Annotated in this window: 13 protein-coding genes; 9 read left to right on the plus strand and 4 right to left on the minus strand. The window is 57.0% G+C overall.

Annotated features, from left to right (window positions below; translation table 11 throughout):
- From metG to WG936_RS07895, 5 genes are all read left to right on the plus strand, one after another.
- On the plus strand, positions 1-1,833 hold the full coding sequence (metG, locus tag WG936_RS07875) for a methionine--tRNA ligase (RefSeq protein WP_339563860.1): 1,833 nt from the start codon (positions 1-3) through the stop codon (positions 1,831-1,833).
- A 66-nt stretch (positions 1,834-1,899) separates the two neighbouring features.
- Positions 1,900-2,739, plus strand: a complete 840-nt coding sequence (locus WG936_RS07880) for a TatD family hydrolase (RefSeq protein WP_339563859.1) — start codon at positions 1,900-1,902, stop codon at positions 2,737-2,739.
- 279 nt (positions 2,740-3,018) lie between these two features.
- Positions 3,019-4,158: a transglycosylase family protein gene (locus WG936_RS07885; protein WP_339572559.1), complete on the plus strand. Its 1,140-nt coding sequence runs from the start codon at positions 3,019-3,021 to the stop codon at positions 4,156-4,158.
- 82 nt (positions 4,159-4,240) lie between these two features.
- Positions 4,241-5,128, plus strand: a complete 888-nt coding sequence (gene rsmA, locus WG936_RS07890) for a 16S rRNA (adenine(1518)-N(6)/adenine(1519)-N(6))-dimethyltransferase RsmA (protein WP_339572560.1) — start codon at positions 4,241-4,243, stop codon at positions 5,126-5,128.
- Entirely contained in the window at positions 5,125-6,078 is a 954-nt protein-coding gene (locus WG936_RS07895) for a 4-(cytidine 5'-diphospho)-2-C-methyl-D-erythritol kinase (protein WP_339563856.1), read from the plus strand. The genes rsmA and WG936_RS07895 overlap by 4 nt, the downstream gene beginning before the upstream one ends.
- Positions 6,079-6,081: 3 nt before the next feature.
- Here WG936_RS07895 and WG936_RS07900 read toward each other — a convergent pair whose 3' ends face one another.
- Entirely contained in the window at positions 6,082-7,347 is a 1,266-nt protein-coding gene (locus WG936_RS07900) for a hypothetical protein (RefSeq protein ID WP_339572561.1), read from the minus strand.
- A gap of 73 nt (positions 7,348-7,420) precedes the next feature.
- Between WG936_RS07900 and WG936_RS07905 the strand changes: the two genes are divergently transcribed.
- Entirely contained in the window at positions 7,421-9,214 is a 1,794-nt protein-coding gene (locus tag WG936_RS07905; RefSeq protein WP_339563854.1) for an ABC-F family ATP-binding cassette domain-containing protein, read from the plus strand.
- Positions 9,215-9,218: 4 nt separating this feature from the next.
- Here the strand turns inward: WG936_RS07905 and WG936_RS07910 are convergent, their stop codons facing one another.
- Positions 9,219-9,908: an Ltp family lipoprotein gene (locus WG936_RS07910; protein WP_339572562.1), complete on the minus strand. Its 690-nt coding sequence runs from the start codon at positions 9,906-9,908 to the stop codon at positions 9,219-9,221.
- A gap of 235 nt (positions 9,909-10,143) precedes the next feature.
- Here WG936_RS07910 and WG936_RS07915 point away from each other — a divergent pair, with 235 nt between their 5' ends.
- From WG936_RS07915 to WG936_RS07925, 3 genes are all read left to right on the plus strand, one after another.
- On the plus strand, positions 10,144-10,470 hold the full coding sequence (locus tag WG936_RS07915) for a putative quinol monooxygenase (RefSeq protein ID WP_339563852.1): 327 nt from the start codon (positions 10,144-10,146) through the stop codon (positions 10,468-10,470).
- 41 nt (positions 10,471-10,511) lie between these two features.
- The gene (gene ppk2 / locus WG936_RS07920; RefSeq protein WP_445227947.1) at positions 10,512-11,393 is read left to right on the plus strand and encodes a polyphosphate kinase 2; all 882 of its coding nucleotides are present in this window, start codon (positions 10,512-10,514) and stop codon (positions 11,391-11,393) included.
- A 266-nt stretch (positions 11,394-11,659) separates the two neighbouring features.
- Complete coding sequence (locus WG936_RS07925) at positions 11,660-12,709, plus strand: 3-hydroxyisobutyryl-CoA hydrolase (protein WP_339572564.1); 1,050 nt, start codon at positions 11,660-11,662, stop codon at positions 12,707-12,709.
- Here the strand turns inward: WG936_RS07925 and WG936_RS07930 are convergent.
- Both WG936_RS07930 and WG936_RS07935 read right to left on the minus strand, forming a co-directional pair.
- The gene (locus WG936_RS07930; RefSeq protein WP_339572565.1) at positions 12,706-13,863 is read right to left on the minus strand and encodes a DUF6882 domain-containing protein; all 1,158 of its coding nucleotides are present in this window, start codon (positions 13,861-13,863) and stop codon (positions 12,706-12,708) included. The two genes, WG936_RS07925 and WG936_RS07930, sit on opposite strands and share 4 nt — an antisense overlap.
- The gene (locus WG936_RS07935) at positions 13,863-14,471 is read right to left on the minus strand and encodes a TetR/AcrR family transcriptional regulator (protein WP_339563848.1); all 609 of its coding nucleotides are present in this window, start codon (positions 14,469-14,471) and stop codon (positions 13,863-13,865) included. The genes WG936_RS07930 and WG936_RS07935 overlap by 1 nt, the downstream gene beginning before the upstream one ends.
- Between the last annotated feature and the right edge of the window lie 8 nt (positions 14,472-14,479).

Here is a 14,479-nt window from a genome sequence, read left to right on the forward strand (position 1 = left end):
ATGACTAAGTCTGTGCTCGTAGCTGTTGCCTGGCCCTACGCCAACGGACCCCGTCACATTGGACATGTGGCGGGTTTCGGCGTTCCTTCTGACGTTTTTGCGCGATTCCAGCGAATGCGTGGTTCGAATGTTCTGATGATTTCCGGTACCGACGAGCACGGAACGCCACTGTTGGTGCAAGCGGAAAAGGAAGGCGTTCTGGTCCAAGAGCTTGCAGACCGCTACAACCGCCAGATCGTCGAGGACCTTGCTGGACTTGGATTGACCTACGATCTGTTCACCCGTACTACCACTCGTAATCACTACCAGGTGGTGCAAGAGTTGTTCCGCGGGCTGCATGACAACGGATACATGATCAAGCAGACCACGATGGGGGCTATCAGCCCCTCGACTGGGCGTACGCTCCCAGACCGCTACATCGAGGGCACCTGTCCCATTTGTGGGGCTGCAGGCGCACGAGGAGACCAGTGCGATAACTGTGGCAATCAGCTGGATCCCGCCGATCTCATTGATCCGGTGTCCAAGATTAACGGCGAATCCCCCAAGTTCATCGAAACCGAGCACTTCCTTCTTGACCTGCCCGCAATCGCCGAGGCACTCGCGGAGTGGCTCAAGGGGCGCGAGGATTGGCGCCCGAATGTTCTGAAATTCTCGCTCAACCTGCTCGAGGATATTCGCCCGCGTGCGATGACCCGTGACATTGACTGGGGCGTCCCAGTGCCACTGGATGGTTGGCAAGATGATAACGCTAAGAAGCTGTATGTCTGGTTCGATGCCGTTGTCGGCTACCTTTCTGCCTCGATCGAGTGGGCCTATCGTTCCGGCAACCCAGAGGCTTGGCGCGAGTGGTGGAACAACTCGGAGGCCCAGTCCTTCTACTTCATGGGCAAGGACAACATCACTTTCCACTCCCAGATTTGGCCAGCGGAGTTGCTCGGTTACCGCGGAGAAGGCGCTCGTGGGGGAGAATGGGGCTCATTGGGTGCGCTGGAGCTACCAACAGAGGTAGTTTCCTCGGAATACCTAACGATGTCCGGCTCCAAATTCTCTTCATCTAAGGGCGTGGTCATCTATGTCAAGGACTTCCTGAAAGAGTTCGGTCCCGATCCGCTGCGCTACTTCATCGCCGTCGCCGGCCCTGAGAACAATGACACCGATTTCACCTGGGACGAATTTGTCCGCCGCGTGAACAACGAGTTGGCCAATGGTTGGGGCAACTTGGTGAATCGAACGGTGTCCATGGCTCACAAGAACTTCGGCGCGGTGCCAGAGCCGGGTGAGCTTAAGGATGCGGATCGTCAGATTCTGCAATTGGCATCCGACGCTTTCGACATTGTCGGCGAGGCGCTGGAGCATAACAAATTTAAGGCCGGTATCACGCACGCAATGCACGTGGTGGGTGAAGCCAATGCATACATTGCAGAGATGGAGCCGTGGAAGCTAGCCAAGGACGAGTCGCAGCGTGAGCGTCTGGCCACTGTGCTGCACACTGCCTTGCAGGTGGTGTCTGACTGCAACACGCTACTTACGCCGTATCTGCCACATATTGCGCAGTCTGTTCATGAGACGCTGGGACGTACCGGTGTTTGGGCGGCTACTCCTTCGATCGAAGAAGTGCAGGATGATATGCCGGTAGCCCCAGTGGGAGTGAACCTGCCGGAAGCAGGGCGCACGTATCCGGTAATTACTGGCGACTACACCCAGCAGCAAGCTGTGTGGCAGCGAGTTGAGGTAGTGCCAGGCACTGAGCTGTCTAAGCCTAAACCGCTCATCGCTAAGCTCGAGTCCGAATTGGGTCAGACTGGGCCGGAATGGGCACCGGTCGCACAATAGTGTTGTTTTCAGTTCGGGTGTTGCGGGATGTGGAAGTAGGTTGTCTGGTCGCTAGGATGGAGTGCCGTGTCTAAGAAAAAGCCTCGACCAATTCCAGAACCCGCCGAATTCCTGCCGGGGCTGGTAGATGCCCACACCCATCTCGCCTCCTGCGGCGCGGTGTCTGAGGACGAAGTTCGGGACATAGTGGACCGTGCCGTTGCCGCAGGCGTGGACCGGATCTGTACTGTTGGAGACGGTCTCGCCGAGGCGGAGCTGGCGCTGCAAGCGGCGCAGCATCATGAGCGTGTGTATGCCGCATGCGCCATCCATCCCACCCGCGCCCTCGAGCTTGACGACGTCGCCAAGCAACGCCTCACCGAGATGGCGGCCGATCCCCGTTGCGTAGCTATCGGAGAAACCGGGTTGGACAGCTATTGGATTGGAAAGTCAGAAGAATGCGCGCCGTTGTCCGCTCAGGAGGAGGCGCTACGGTGGCATATTGACCTAGCGGTATCTTCCGGCAAAGCACTGATGATTCATAATCGCGAGGCAGATGCTGATCTGATGCGGATGCTCGCGGATTCACCGACTCCTGTGGCTATCATCTTGCACTGCTTCTCTTCTCCGCTTGACGTCGCTAAGCAAGCGCTCGATCGAGGCTATGTGTTGAGTTTCGCGGGAAACGTGACCTTCAAACGCAATACCGAGCTTCGTGAAGCTGCCCGATTGGCGCCTGCCGGACAATTCCTCATTGAGACTGATGCGCCGTATATGACGGCCGAACCGTTCAGAGGGGCTCGCAATGAGCCGGCCTTTGTCGGACACACCGCCTACTGTTTGGCTGAAGCCCGGGGAGAAGATCCGCGGGAGGTTGTCGCTGCGGTGAATGCGGCGTTTGACCGAGTATATGGCTTAGCCCTTTAGTCTGATTGTGGCCTGCGTAACAGCTCGGGGATTTTTAACGTAATTCACAGCTCTGGAAAACCCCAGCTCGGTTGTGATGTGTGTGATGAATTGTTATTTGGCGTGTTTTTCTTACACTGGCGTGATTTGGGCGCGGCCGCAAATGTGCTGGACTTCAACAACTTGTTACCGTACCGTGACAAAGCATGAAGTTGGATCCCTGCAATTGAGAAGATCGCTCGATTGTATGGGTGTCGCACTGTACTGTTCCCGAGTTTTAAGATTTGAGTTGTAGCAATCGTGGGTATGCACCAAAAGTCTCGAATTAACCGGCTGAACTCCGCACATTCAATTCCACTGCGCATGGCAACCGGTGGCATGTTGGCAACTCTGCTTGTCGGCGGTGTCTCCGCCGTCGGGATGAAGAAGGATGTCACGCTCGACATCAACGGTGAGCAGATCACCCTTGCCACCTTTTCCGGCGACGTGGCCGGGGCGCTTGACCAGGCCGGTGTGAAAGTACAGGCGCAGGATTTGGTTGCGCCAACTCCGGGCCAAGCGTTGAACAATGGGGACCGTATTACCGTCCGTTCTGCGCGCCCAGTGGCAGTGGTTATTGACGGCAAGCCACAGCAGATGATGTCCACCGCCCTCACTGTCGACGAACTGGCCAAGCAGCTAGACATTAAGGCTGCGGACAAGATTTCTTTGCCAGCCGACCAGGAAATCCCACTCGATGGGCTGACCGTCGATGTCACCACCCCAAAGATTCTGAAGCTCAACAATGGTGGCCAGGTTACATATACCCAGGTGGCGGCTGCCACAGTCGCTGACGTTCTTGCGGACAAGGGCATCGCGGTGGATGGTGACGATAAAGTCACGCCAGCTCTGGATGAGATTGTGGACCATAATGCAGAAATCAATGTTGTCCATGTCGATATGGATGAAGTCAGCGCAGTTGAGGATTTCAAAGCAGCGCCGGAGTTCATCGACGATCCAGAATTAGCCAAGGGTGAAGAGAAGGAAATAACTCCTGCCGTTCCGGGAAAGAAGGACGTTACCAAGAGCGTCGTCAAGGAAAACGGCAAGGTTGTTTCCGAGAAGGTCATCAAGGAGACCGAGGTTAAGGCACCGGTCCCAGCCAAAGTTAAGCGTGGCACTAAGGAAAAGCCGTCAGCACCTTCGGTGGCTGGTGGCTCAGTCTGGGACGCTCTCGCGCAGTGTGAGGCTGGTGGCAATTGGGCTATCAACACCGGCAATGGTTTCTCCGGCGGTCTTCAGTTCACCCCGTCTACTTGGCTAGCTTATGGGGGCGGCGAGTACGCACCACAGGCGCACCTAGCGACCCGTGAGCAGCAAATTGCAGTGGCCGAGAAGGTACAGGCGGGTCAAGGCTGGGGAGCATGGCCAGCGTGTACGTCAAAGCTCGGCATGCGTTAGATTCTGGAAGAGTGGCAGTTTCTGTTCCAGAGTCGCTGAGCGATGGGACAGATTTTCCCGCATTGGGATACTCTTTATTCTTATGGAATCCCGCCCCACAGCCAGTCTTTTAGGACCAGTAGAAATCCGGCAGCTTGCCGAGAAACTGGATGTCACCCCGACGAAAAAGTTGGGGCAGAACTTCGTGCATGATCCCAATACCGTGCGCATGATCGTTGCTGCTGCGGACGTTAATGAAAGCGATCATGTGGTTGAGGTGGGGCCAGGCTTGGGCTCGCTGACACTGGCGCTGTTGGATACCGTAGCTGATGTCACTGCGGTGGAAATTGATCCGCGGCTTGCAGCAGAGCTCCCGAACACCGTCGCGAGCCGGGCATCGGAATACCAAGAGAATTTGCGCATCATTTTGAAGGACGCGCTGCATATCAGTGCCCAGGATTTCCGGGATGCGGGTGCGCCGGAGCCGACTGCCTTGGTAGCAAACCTCCCCTACAACGTTTCTGTCCCCGTGCTCCTGCACCTGTTGGCAGAGTTTCCTTCCATCAAGCGTGTTTTGGTCATGGTGCAGGCGGAAGTCGCGGATCGATTGGCGGCACAGCCTGGTTCCAAGATCTACGGGGTACCCAGCGTGAAAGCAGCGTTTTACGGTGATGTTCGCCGTGCAGGGTCAATCGGAAAGAACGTGTTCTGGCCTGCGCCGAAGATTGAATCGGGCCTGGTGCGTATTGATCGTTTTGCGCCAGGAACTGAACCTTGGCCTCTCGACGATGCCACCCGGAAGCAGGTATTCCCAGTGATCGATGCGGCCTTTGCACAGCGACGCAAGACGCTACGCGCAGCGCTGTCCGGGTATTTCGGTGGGGGAGAGGCCTCAGAGCAGGCACTCCGGTCAGCAGGTATAGCGCCGAGCCTGCGGGGCGAAAAACTCAGCGTGACTGACTTTGTTCGGCTTGCGGGGGTTGCGCGATGACATCGGTACGCGGACGCGGGCATGCCAAGGTGAACCTGCATCTTGGTGTCGGTGATGCCCGCGAGGATGGCTTCCACGAACTCTGCACCGTATTCCAGTCGCTTTCCCTCGCGGATGAACTCACCGTGACCTCAATTGATGGTGATTCTCCACCCCAGTCGGGCAGCGTGGTGCGCGGGCTGGAAGTCATTGGTCTTGGAGCCGCGGAGGTTCCGACCACTCCAGATAACCTGGTGTGGCGGGCGGTCGACATGGTCGTCGAAAAGCACCGTGCACGTGGCGGCGCCCCAGTGCCGATGCTAGAGCTCACCCTAAACAAGGGCATTCCCACTGCGGGCGGCATGGCAGGCGGTTCCGCTGATGCGGCGACGGCACTATTGGTCATGAACAAGGTGCTGGAATCCTACGGCACGCGCCTCAGCCAAGAAGAGCTCCTCGAGATTGCGGCGCAGCTCGGATCCGACGTTCCGTTTACTCTGTTAGGTGGAACCATGCTGGGTACTGGGCGGGGCGAGCAGTTAGTTCCGATGCTCAGCCGCGGAACTTTCCACTGGGCATTGGCTTTCAATTCCGCGGGACTTTCCACCCCGAGGGTATTCGGAAAACTCGACGAAATGCGGGCTGCTCGGCCGGACTTGGCTCGGGCCGGTTCCGTGGATGCATTGAGTACGGCGCTCTTGAGTGGTGATGCGCGCGAAGTGGCACAACATTTGGCGAATGATCTCCAGGCTCCGGCACTTTCACTGCTGCCGGAGCTGCGGCGCACGCTGCGAGTAGGGGTGGATGCGGGCGCCTTGGCCGGAGTCGTATCCGGCTCGGGTCCTACCTGCGCATTTTTGTGTGAATCGCAGACACAGGCTGCCGAGGTTGCCGAGGCGCTTATCGACGCCGGAGTCGCCACTGCCACCGCTATCGCACAAGGGCCGGCGGCAGGGGCAGAACTGGCATGACGCCTAATGGCGGTGTGGTGCGCGCGCTTCCTCTAGGTTCGGAGCCTTGCCAGTTGCGATGGACATTTCCACTGGAGCAACTTCAAGCTGGATTTGCTTTTCCACTTTTCCGCTCACTAGGTCAATAACTACAAGCTTCTTGTTGGCAGCGTCGGTGACGTAGGCTTTCTCACCTGCTACCTGCAAGATTGGTCCTGGCTCCTGCCAGTTTTCCTTTTCTTCCCACGCTGAAATTGCCGGGATCTTCTTGGTTACTTCACCAGTTTCCTGATCGATGACATTCAGCTCACCGTTGTAGGTCAGTACTAGTGCTTCGCCTTTCGGGCCCCGTGCGAGCGAGCGGAACCAATAGGAAGACCCAAGCTCGACGCTACGGTAGCTGCTGTTCTCTGAGTCAATGAGAGCTACTTTGGTTGGGTGTTCCGCATCAGCATCTTTGTCCACTTTCTCATCACTGAGAACGATCGGCGATACCGGACTGCCAGCAAGGTTGCCGTTGCGTTGATATCCCGCGGCAGGAATCTTGTGGAATTGTCCGTCACGGAAAATGATGGGTCCATTTGTGCAGCCGAAGACTACGGTGTCTCTCATCGTGGTTGCTTCGCCGTGGACGCCGGGGCAGTCAGTGGTTACCGCGCTCTCTTTCCCATCTTTGATCTGAACGATGGTGTGACGTTCCTTCTCAGTGCCCTTGGTATGGAGCATGCTGCCGTCAGACAGCGGGACGGCGACGCCGTGGTGTGCCTCGCCGACCGAGGATTTCACCGCTTGTGGCTTCGCGTCCGCCAATGTCATCGGATCAAAAGTCTGCACCTCTCCTGAGCCGTCGGCAAACAAGGCCGTCTTGCCGGCATGGGTGACCACGTGGCCCGCGTGGGCTGCCGGGAAGGAAGCTGAGGTGAGCGCCGGGGTGCCAGCGTAGTAGTGGGAATGGTCGCCATGTGGCTGTTCTGAAATGGCTGCGTCATAGACCTGGAATTCGTTGCCATTCGTCACCATGATGTGTCGTCCGTCCCCTGCGCCAGCGAGCCGGTAGAACCCGGGTTGATCTACCTGGTGGAGGATTGTGCCGCTCTTTTCATCGAGGGTGATTAGCCCGCCTTGGTGGCTGATGAGGATGCGGGGCGAGGCTGACATGGTTTCGCTGAGCGGCTGCCCCAGTGCAGGTAGCTCTGCGGTAGGGCTGTCGACTTCTGGAGCCGAGCATGCGGTGAGCAAAGTCGAGAGCGCAAGCGCGCTTCCGAATGCTTTCATATTAGTGGTAGTCATGATCATTAATGTAACTGAAAAGAAGTTGCAATAGCGAATTGGGGGTGCCTATGCACTAGAATTGGCTGTCACCATGGCAAACCTGATCAATCTCGAAAATGTATCCAAGTCCTTTGGCTTGAAGACCCTGCTTGATGGGGTATCGCTGGGGGTTCAATCTGGTGAGCGCATAGGCGTCGTCGGACTCAATGGTGGTGGTAAAACCACCTTGCTCGAAGTGCTTACCGGCATCGAACCGCCAGATCAGGGGCGGGTCTCGCACAATAGTGGCCTAAGAATGGCCGTCGTTACGCAGCGCGCGGAGCTGGACCCACAGCACACGGTGGCAGAAGCGGTGCTCGCACCGCTGGGATTGCAGACCTTCGAATGGGCATCCAATGCTGCGGTGCGCGAGGTGTTGGGCGGGCTAGGGATCGTCGACCTCGGGCTGGATACGCTGGTATCCAATTTGTCTGGTGGTGAGCGGCGACGAGTGAATCTGGCCGCTGCGCTTGTGCAGGAACTGGACCTCATTATTCTGGACGAGCCGACCAACCACCTGGATGTTGAGGGTGTGCAATGGCTGGCATCCTATCTGCTGAACGCAAAGATGGCGCTCGTGGTAGTCACACACGACCGCTGGTTCCTGGACACGGTGGCAACCAAGACTTGGGAAGTACATGACGGCGTTGTTGATACCTATGAAGGTGGCTACAACGATTGGACCTTCGCCCGCGCCGAGCGCTCCCGTCAGGCGGATGCCATCGAACAACGTCGGCAGAACCTGGCCCGCAAAGAACTCGCGTGGCTGCGTCGCGGTGCCCCAGCGCGTACCTCCAAGCCTCGCTACCGTATCGAATCGGCAGAAGCTCTGATCTCAGACGTACCGGCCCCACGCGATTCGGTTGAACTCATGGCTTTTTCTAAAAAGCGACAAGGCAAGGTAGTAATCGAGCTCGAAGATGCGACTGTGAGCGCACCGGATGGTCGGATCCTTGCAGAAGATCTAACCTGGCGCCTCGCGCCGGGCGAGCGCATTGGTCTGGTCGGCGTTAACGGTTCCGGAAAAACTACCCTGCTGCGCACGCTTGCGGGGGAGCATCCGCTGAATGCCGGCCGGCGTATTGAGGGGAAGACCGTATCCTTGGGGTGGCTGCGTCAGGAACTTGATGACCTGGACCCGACACTGCGGCTTCTCGACGCCGTGGAGCAGATAGCTAGCTACGTGACCATCGGCAAGAAGGAAATTTCCGCCTCACAGCTGGCAGAGCGTCTCGGTTTTTCCGCTAAGCGTCAGCGCACCCCAGTCGGGGATCTTTCTGGTGGCGAACGACGCCGGCTGCAGCTGACTCGAGTGCTCATGGCGGAACCAAACGTGTTGCTCTTAGATGAACCGACGAATGACCTGGACATTGACACCCTGCAGGAGCTGGAATCCCTGTTGGATGGCTGGCCAGGCACCCTCGTAGTGATCTCCCACGATCGCTATCTTATCGAGCGGGTATGTGACTCCACCTGGGCGTTGTTTGGTGACGGCAAGCTCACCAACCTTCCGGGTGGTATTGAGGAGTATCTGCGTCGGCGTGCAACGGCTGCCTCTTTAGAAGGTGGCGTGATCGACTTGGGTGAGAAGTCCGAGGTGGTGCGGGAGGCTCCGAAGGTCGATTCGGCCACTCAGCGCAAAATACAGAAGGAAATGAATGCGCTGGAAAGAAAAATGGATAAGCTGCGCTCACGCGTAGCGTCACTGAATGATGACATGGCTGTGGCTGCTGCGGACATGGAAACCGAGAAGCTCACCGAGCTCAGCACAGCGCTGCAGGCGGTTAACGCTGAGCTCGAAGAGCTGGAGATGCAGTGGATGGAGCTCGGGGAGGAGTTGGAGTAACTGCCTAAGGTGCTAGGTTATCCACCGCATACTGAGCTTCTTCCGCAGTGAACTGCTCACCGTACTGGGAAGTTAGCTGGTCGTAGATTGCGCTTGGTGACATGCTCATCTGAGATAGGTAAGTCTTTGCTTTCTCCAAGGCATTCTTCTTGTAGTCTGCCTGTAGGTTCTCCACTGCGTATTGTGCGGCCTCCGGAGAGAATTGTTCTCCGTAATGGCTCGTCAGCTGATCGTAAATACCAGCCTTAGACATGTGCATCATCTTCGAATAGGATTCCGCCTTCCGGAGTGCAGAACGTTCCTCAGCGCTGGCTTTCGGGGTTTCCTGCTGGCGGGAAAGAGGCTTGGCTGGCGCAGGAACGGCGCTAGCGGGATCGTCCTTCGCTGGCTTGTCGACGACGGCCACCTCCGTGTTTTCAACGGGTGTTGTTTCCTTGCTTGGCGCTTGGGCAATTTGTGCTGGCGTATACACAGCGACTGTGCTGCTGGTGGAGGTGGGACTCGTTGTGTTTTCTGCGCCGCCCATGACCGCGTTGCAGGCAGCGGCAAGGAAGAGCACGCCGCCAACAATCGCTCCCCATCTCAGGCAGCCGCCCTTCTTCTTGGGAGCAAGTTTGTTGCCTGATGGTACGCCTTGCTGAGGATGGTACTGGTTGAATGATTCAATTGGTTGCTGTGGCTGGGAGAAAGTCATGATGCTCAGTGCTCCTTGGGTAGTCCGGGCGGCGGAATGCGGCCTCTTTTTGGAATAGCGATAACACTAAAGATGGCAACAGACATCTTTTGAGGTCATTCGAAAATAGGAGTTAGAGAGTTCTAATTCTTTGCAGTCTGAACCCGCGCTATGTTGCAGCGTATTGCGGTTCTTCGAATACTTAAGCGAGGCCATGGCTTCGACGTGTCAACGATTTGTCGCTACGCTTGAGCGCATGATCCTAATCAACGTGGAATACAAAGTGCGCCCAGAATTCGTCGATAGCTTCCGTGATGAGGTCGCAGCGTTTACCAACGCCACCCGCGCCGAGGCAGGTTGCCTCTTCTTTGAGTGGTACAAGTCCACCGATGAACCGGATGTGTTCATCCTCGTGGAAGGATTTGAAGATGATGCCGCGGAGGCCCATGTAGGCTCCGAGCACTTCAAACAAGCCTGCGTGGATATGCCGAAGCTGCTGGCGAAAACTCCGACCATTATTAACACCGCTATTCCGGGCAAACGGGAGTGGGATGAAATGGCCGAGTTTAAGGTCGAACGCTAGCCTTTCCCAGAATTTCAGATGCGGTGTGCTAGGCAAGTAGGCTGGTAGTTATGGGAAAAAAGGACGCAGTCAAACCACCGAAGCTTTCCAAAGAAGCCTACGAAGCCGAACTGAAGCGCCTGCAAGCTGAGCTTGTTGAGATGCAGCAGTGGGTTGTTGAAACTGGCGCCCGCGTGGTCATCATCATGGAGGGGCGAGATGCTGCTGGCAAAGGCTCCGCAATCAAGCGGATCACCCAATACCTCAACCCACGTACCTGTCGCATCGAGGCGCTCCCAGCACCGAACTCCCGCGAGCAGGGACAGTGGTACTTCCAGCGGTACGTAGAAAAGCTTCCTACTGCCGGCGAAATCGTCATCTTTGACCGTTCTTGGTACAACCGAGGTGGCGTGGAACGGGTGATGGGGTTCTGCACCTCCCAGGAATACCGACGCTTCCTGCACCAAGCACCCATCTTCGAGCGACTCCTCGTCGAGGATGGCATCCTGCTGCGCAAGTACTGGTTCTCAGTCTCAGACGAAGAACAAGTAAAACGCTTCAAGTCACGGCTTAATGATCCACTGCGCCGCTGGAAGCTGTCCCCCATGGATCTGCAGTCTATTACTCGTTGGGAAGATTACTCCCGGGCTAAGGATGAAATGTTCATCCATACGGATATCCCGTCCGCGCCTTGGTACACAGTGGAATCCGAAGATAAGAAGCGATCCCGCATCAACGTTATCAATCACTTGCTATCTTCAATTCCTTACGAGAAAATCGAGCGCCCACTGCCCGAGATTCCGGACCGACCTGAGTCCACCAACGATTATGTTCGTCCGCCACGCTCAGATTTCCGATACGTCCCAGACGTGGCCGCCAAGCTGGAAGCCGAGCGAATCGAAGAAGAGACGAAGTCCAAGAAGCCAAAGAAGAAAAAGAAGTAGTTGTTCGAAGCGAATGCCCGCCCTGGTGGCGGGCATCGTGCGTTTTACAGCGAATCGCGGAACCCCTTTTGCCGAGGTTTGCAGGTCGCTGTTATTGGAAATTAGCGACATCCAGGTAAGTTCGGCAAAAGGGGTTCGCGGAGGTGGGGAAGCGGAGCGGAGCGGAGTAGGAGCGGAGCCGCGCCGGCGCCACCAAGAACCCGACCCGTAATCTTCACCTCTCAAGCCCACTGCCCGCGGCTCCCTGATGTGGCAAACTTTGGGATATGGACAACATCGAACGCGCACCTCATGCTTTGACCTACACTCGTGCCTCCACGGGGGTTATTGAACTCAATCGGCCTAAGGCGCTCAACGCCATTGATTTTGAAATGGTTGAGATCATTTCTGCTGCGTTGGAAGAATGGCGTGAGGATCCTGAGGTGCATCGAGTGGTGCTGATTTCTGGGTCTGAGCGAGCATTCTGTGCTGGTGGAGACATCAAACTGGTACGTGACAAAGCGGTAGCTGGCGATCACGACTGGGGAGATCGATTCCTGCAACTCGAGTACACGATGAATGCGCAGATTGCGAACTTCCCGAAGCCTTATGTTTCAGTGATCAATGGCGTGGTCATGGGCGGTGGCCTGGGGCTCAGCGTGCACGGCAGCCACCGGGTTATCAGCGAGAAAGTGGTTGCCGCGATGCCTGAGGTGGCAATCGGCTTCGTGCCGGATGTCGGGGTGTCCTATATGAGCTTGAATGTGGAGAGCCACGAGGGGCGGCCACTGCCTGCCGTCGCTAAGTTCATCGGTGTGACGGGCTACCGGCTGAGCCCAGCAGACTTGCTGTTTACTGGGCTGGCAACGCATTTCGTGCCGAGCGGAAACATCACAGATTTCAGTGCCATGGTCATTGCTGAGTCGATTGATGAAGCACTGGAAAAGTACGCCGAGCCATTCGAGGAGGCTTCTCAACTCAAGCGTTTCCTGCCGGAAATCGAGGATTGTTTCGGACATGACACGTGGGAGGAAATCGAAGCAGCGTTGGAAGCATGTGAAAACGCCGAATTTGTGGATCTGGTGCGAGAGAACATGAGCAATGCGAATCCTGCATCCGTCGTAGCAACTACCGAACTCTACACGGCGAATGAGCAGGCAGTGAGCCTGGAGAAGGGCTTGCACAATGAATATGCCATTGGTTCCGTGTTGCGCCGTCAGCCGAACTTTGTGGAAGGCGTGCGCGCAGTGCTGGTGGACAAGGATCGAAACCCACAGTTCACACCGGAGCGTGCCTCCCATGTGGACCCGACTCAGTACCGGGAAGTTCTGTCCTAAGCCGAAGCAACGGGAGTGCCAGCGACCGTGAGGTTGTCGCCGCTTCGACCTAACCCGCGTGCATGCGCATAGGCTGCCAACGCACGTTCCTTAGCTATCCGCGCGGGCAGGGTGGTGTCCAACACGGCACGAACTGCCTCCGGGGTAGGTGGCGGTAGCTGCAAAGCAGGGTGGGAGATTAACGCCACTGCGTAGGTGTCGGCAGTTAGCGGAATGAATGAATGCGTCCAGACGCCGAGAATCGGTTTGACCACGCTTTCTAACCCCCAGGCCTGCGCCCGTTCCACCGGAAGGGAGGCAGTGCACAATGCCGGGATCCGGTTAGCGAAGCCAAAGGCGCGCACGTTGTTGGCAGCGCCAAGTGCAGAAAGCGGCAGGCGGGTGTCAGCCCACGCCCACGTCCATGTTTCACCAGTGACGGTAGCTACCACGCTTGCGGTCGCGGTGAGTGGACCGCGTGGCGTGGTGAATTCGGCAGTGTTGTTGGGGAAATGAAGGTTTCCTGGTTGATGCGGGACGAGGGCATCGAAAAGCAGTTGGTTCTCTATTGAGAGGTACGCGGCATCGGCGCGGATGTCGTCGAGAAGCATGCCGCCGGGCAGGTCGTAGGGAATTTCCATGTCGAGCAGGAGGCTGGAAACATCTGCATGAGAGGTGACAGCGTAGGCGGTAATAGCACGCGCAGCAGTGGTAGCGGGCAGCCCCGCAGCGAACAAGAAGGCATCTGCTGGTGGGACGGCCGGGAGTTGTGGTTCCAGCGCCAAAATCACCTCTCGGCCGTCGGGCAGGGGAGCGCGCTGGACCGGGGCGCCGTCATGGAGGGTGCGGGCTGCTCGAACGAAGCTTGGGTGTTCCGCGGGCTGCTGTCCCCACAACTCCGGAATGCCGAAGGCTTCCGCTGCTGCCTGCATGCGTGGCGACGTCCATAGCCATCCATCAGCAGCTAGCTCCGCTACTTTGAGGGCTGGGAAAGTCATGTCGGATCGGCCGGAAGCAGCGTAGCGCACCTCGAAGCCTAGCTCGCTGACCTGTGCGACCTCGGTGGCGGTAACTGGGCCCAGGAGTGCGCTGAACTGGGCGTCGATCAGCGCCTGCTTCACAGCGCCATCAACCGCGATGTCTGCGAGGGAGGTAGGCGACTCCAAGTGGTTCATTACTTGGAGTGTAGTGCTTCCGCGAAACCAACGCGCAAAATGTTCACGCAGTCTTTAATGAGTCGCTCGGCGTTGGCGGTGCTTCGTTCCAGGAGTCCACCATGTAGGAACTGGATGAGCAAGGCAGCTAGCGACTGGGTAGAAATGATGGTGATCAGGTCGACTTGATAAGGGGCCATTTCCGGGTAGCGCTTACGGTAAAGCGACTGGACACAACCGGTGATCTCCGCGATTTCCGGGTCATTCGGGTTGAACTTGAGTAGTTCATACTGCTGACCGAGGGCGAATAGCTTGGCGACGCTTTCCAAGTTTTCGTCGTCTTCACGGATAGAGTTGAGCATGATGTATTCAACCGTGTCGAGGAGATTAAGTTCTTTGGGAGCACGCTCGATGGCTTCGCCATACTGATGGATCGCGCACTGCATGTAGAAACGCAGAGCGTCGTCTCGAGTGTCAAAATAATTGTGGAAGGTTCTGGTGGAAACGTGGGCGTTCTTCGCAATTTCCGCGACTGTTGCGCCATCGATTCCGGACGCAATGGTCAGATTAGCTGCAGCCCGCGCCAAGGCGAATTTGGTTTCCGCCTTTTTGTCTTCTCTCCTGCTCACTTTATTTC

The organism is Corynebacterium sp. H127, from assembly GCF_037482665.1.
In the GTDB taxonomy this organism is placed as follows: Bacteria; Actinomycetota; Actinomycetes; order Mycobacteriales; family Mycobacteriaceae; genus Corynebacterium.

What these genes read in the sequence shown, in the direction of transcription:
- metG (WP_339563860.1), top strand. Translation starts at nt 1, where the DNA reads ATGACTAAGTCTGTGCTCGTAGCTGTTGCCTGGCCCTACGCCAACGGA.
- rsmA (WP_339572560.1), top strand. Translation starts at nt 4,241, where the DNA reads ATGGAATCCCGCCCCACAGCCAGTCTTTTAGGACCAGTAGAAATCCGG.
- WG936_RS07895 (WP_339563856.1), top strand. Translation starts at nt 5,125, where the DNA reads ATGACATCGGTACGCGGACGCGGGCATGCCAAGGTGAACCTGCATCTT.
- WG936_RS07900 (WP_339572561.1), bottom strand. Translation starts at nt 7,347, where the DNA reads ATGACTACCACTAATATGAAAGCATTCGGAAGCGCGCTTGCGCTCTCG.
- WG936_RS07905 (WP_339563854.1), top strand. Translation starts at nt 7,421, where the DNA reads ATGGCAAACCTGATCAATCTCGAAAATGTATCCAAGTCCTTTGGCTTG.
- WG936_RS07910 (WP_339572562.1), bottom strand. Translation starts at nt 9,908, where the DNA reads ATGACTTTCTCCCAGCCACAGCAACCAATTGAATCATTCAACCAGTAC.
- WG936_RS07915 (WP_339563852.1), top strand. Translation starts at nt 10,144, where the DNA reads ATGATCCTAATCAACGTGGAATACAAAGTGCGCCCAGAATTCGTCGAT.
- WG936_RS07925 (WP_339572564.1), top strand. Translation starts at nt 11,660, where the DNA reads ATGGACAACATCGAACGCGCACCTCATGCTTTGACCTACACTCGTGCC.
- WG936_RS07930 (WP_339572565.1), bottom strand. Translation starts at nt 13,863, where the DNA reads ATGAACCACTTGGAGTCGCCTACCTCCCTCGCAGACATCGCGGTTGAT.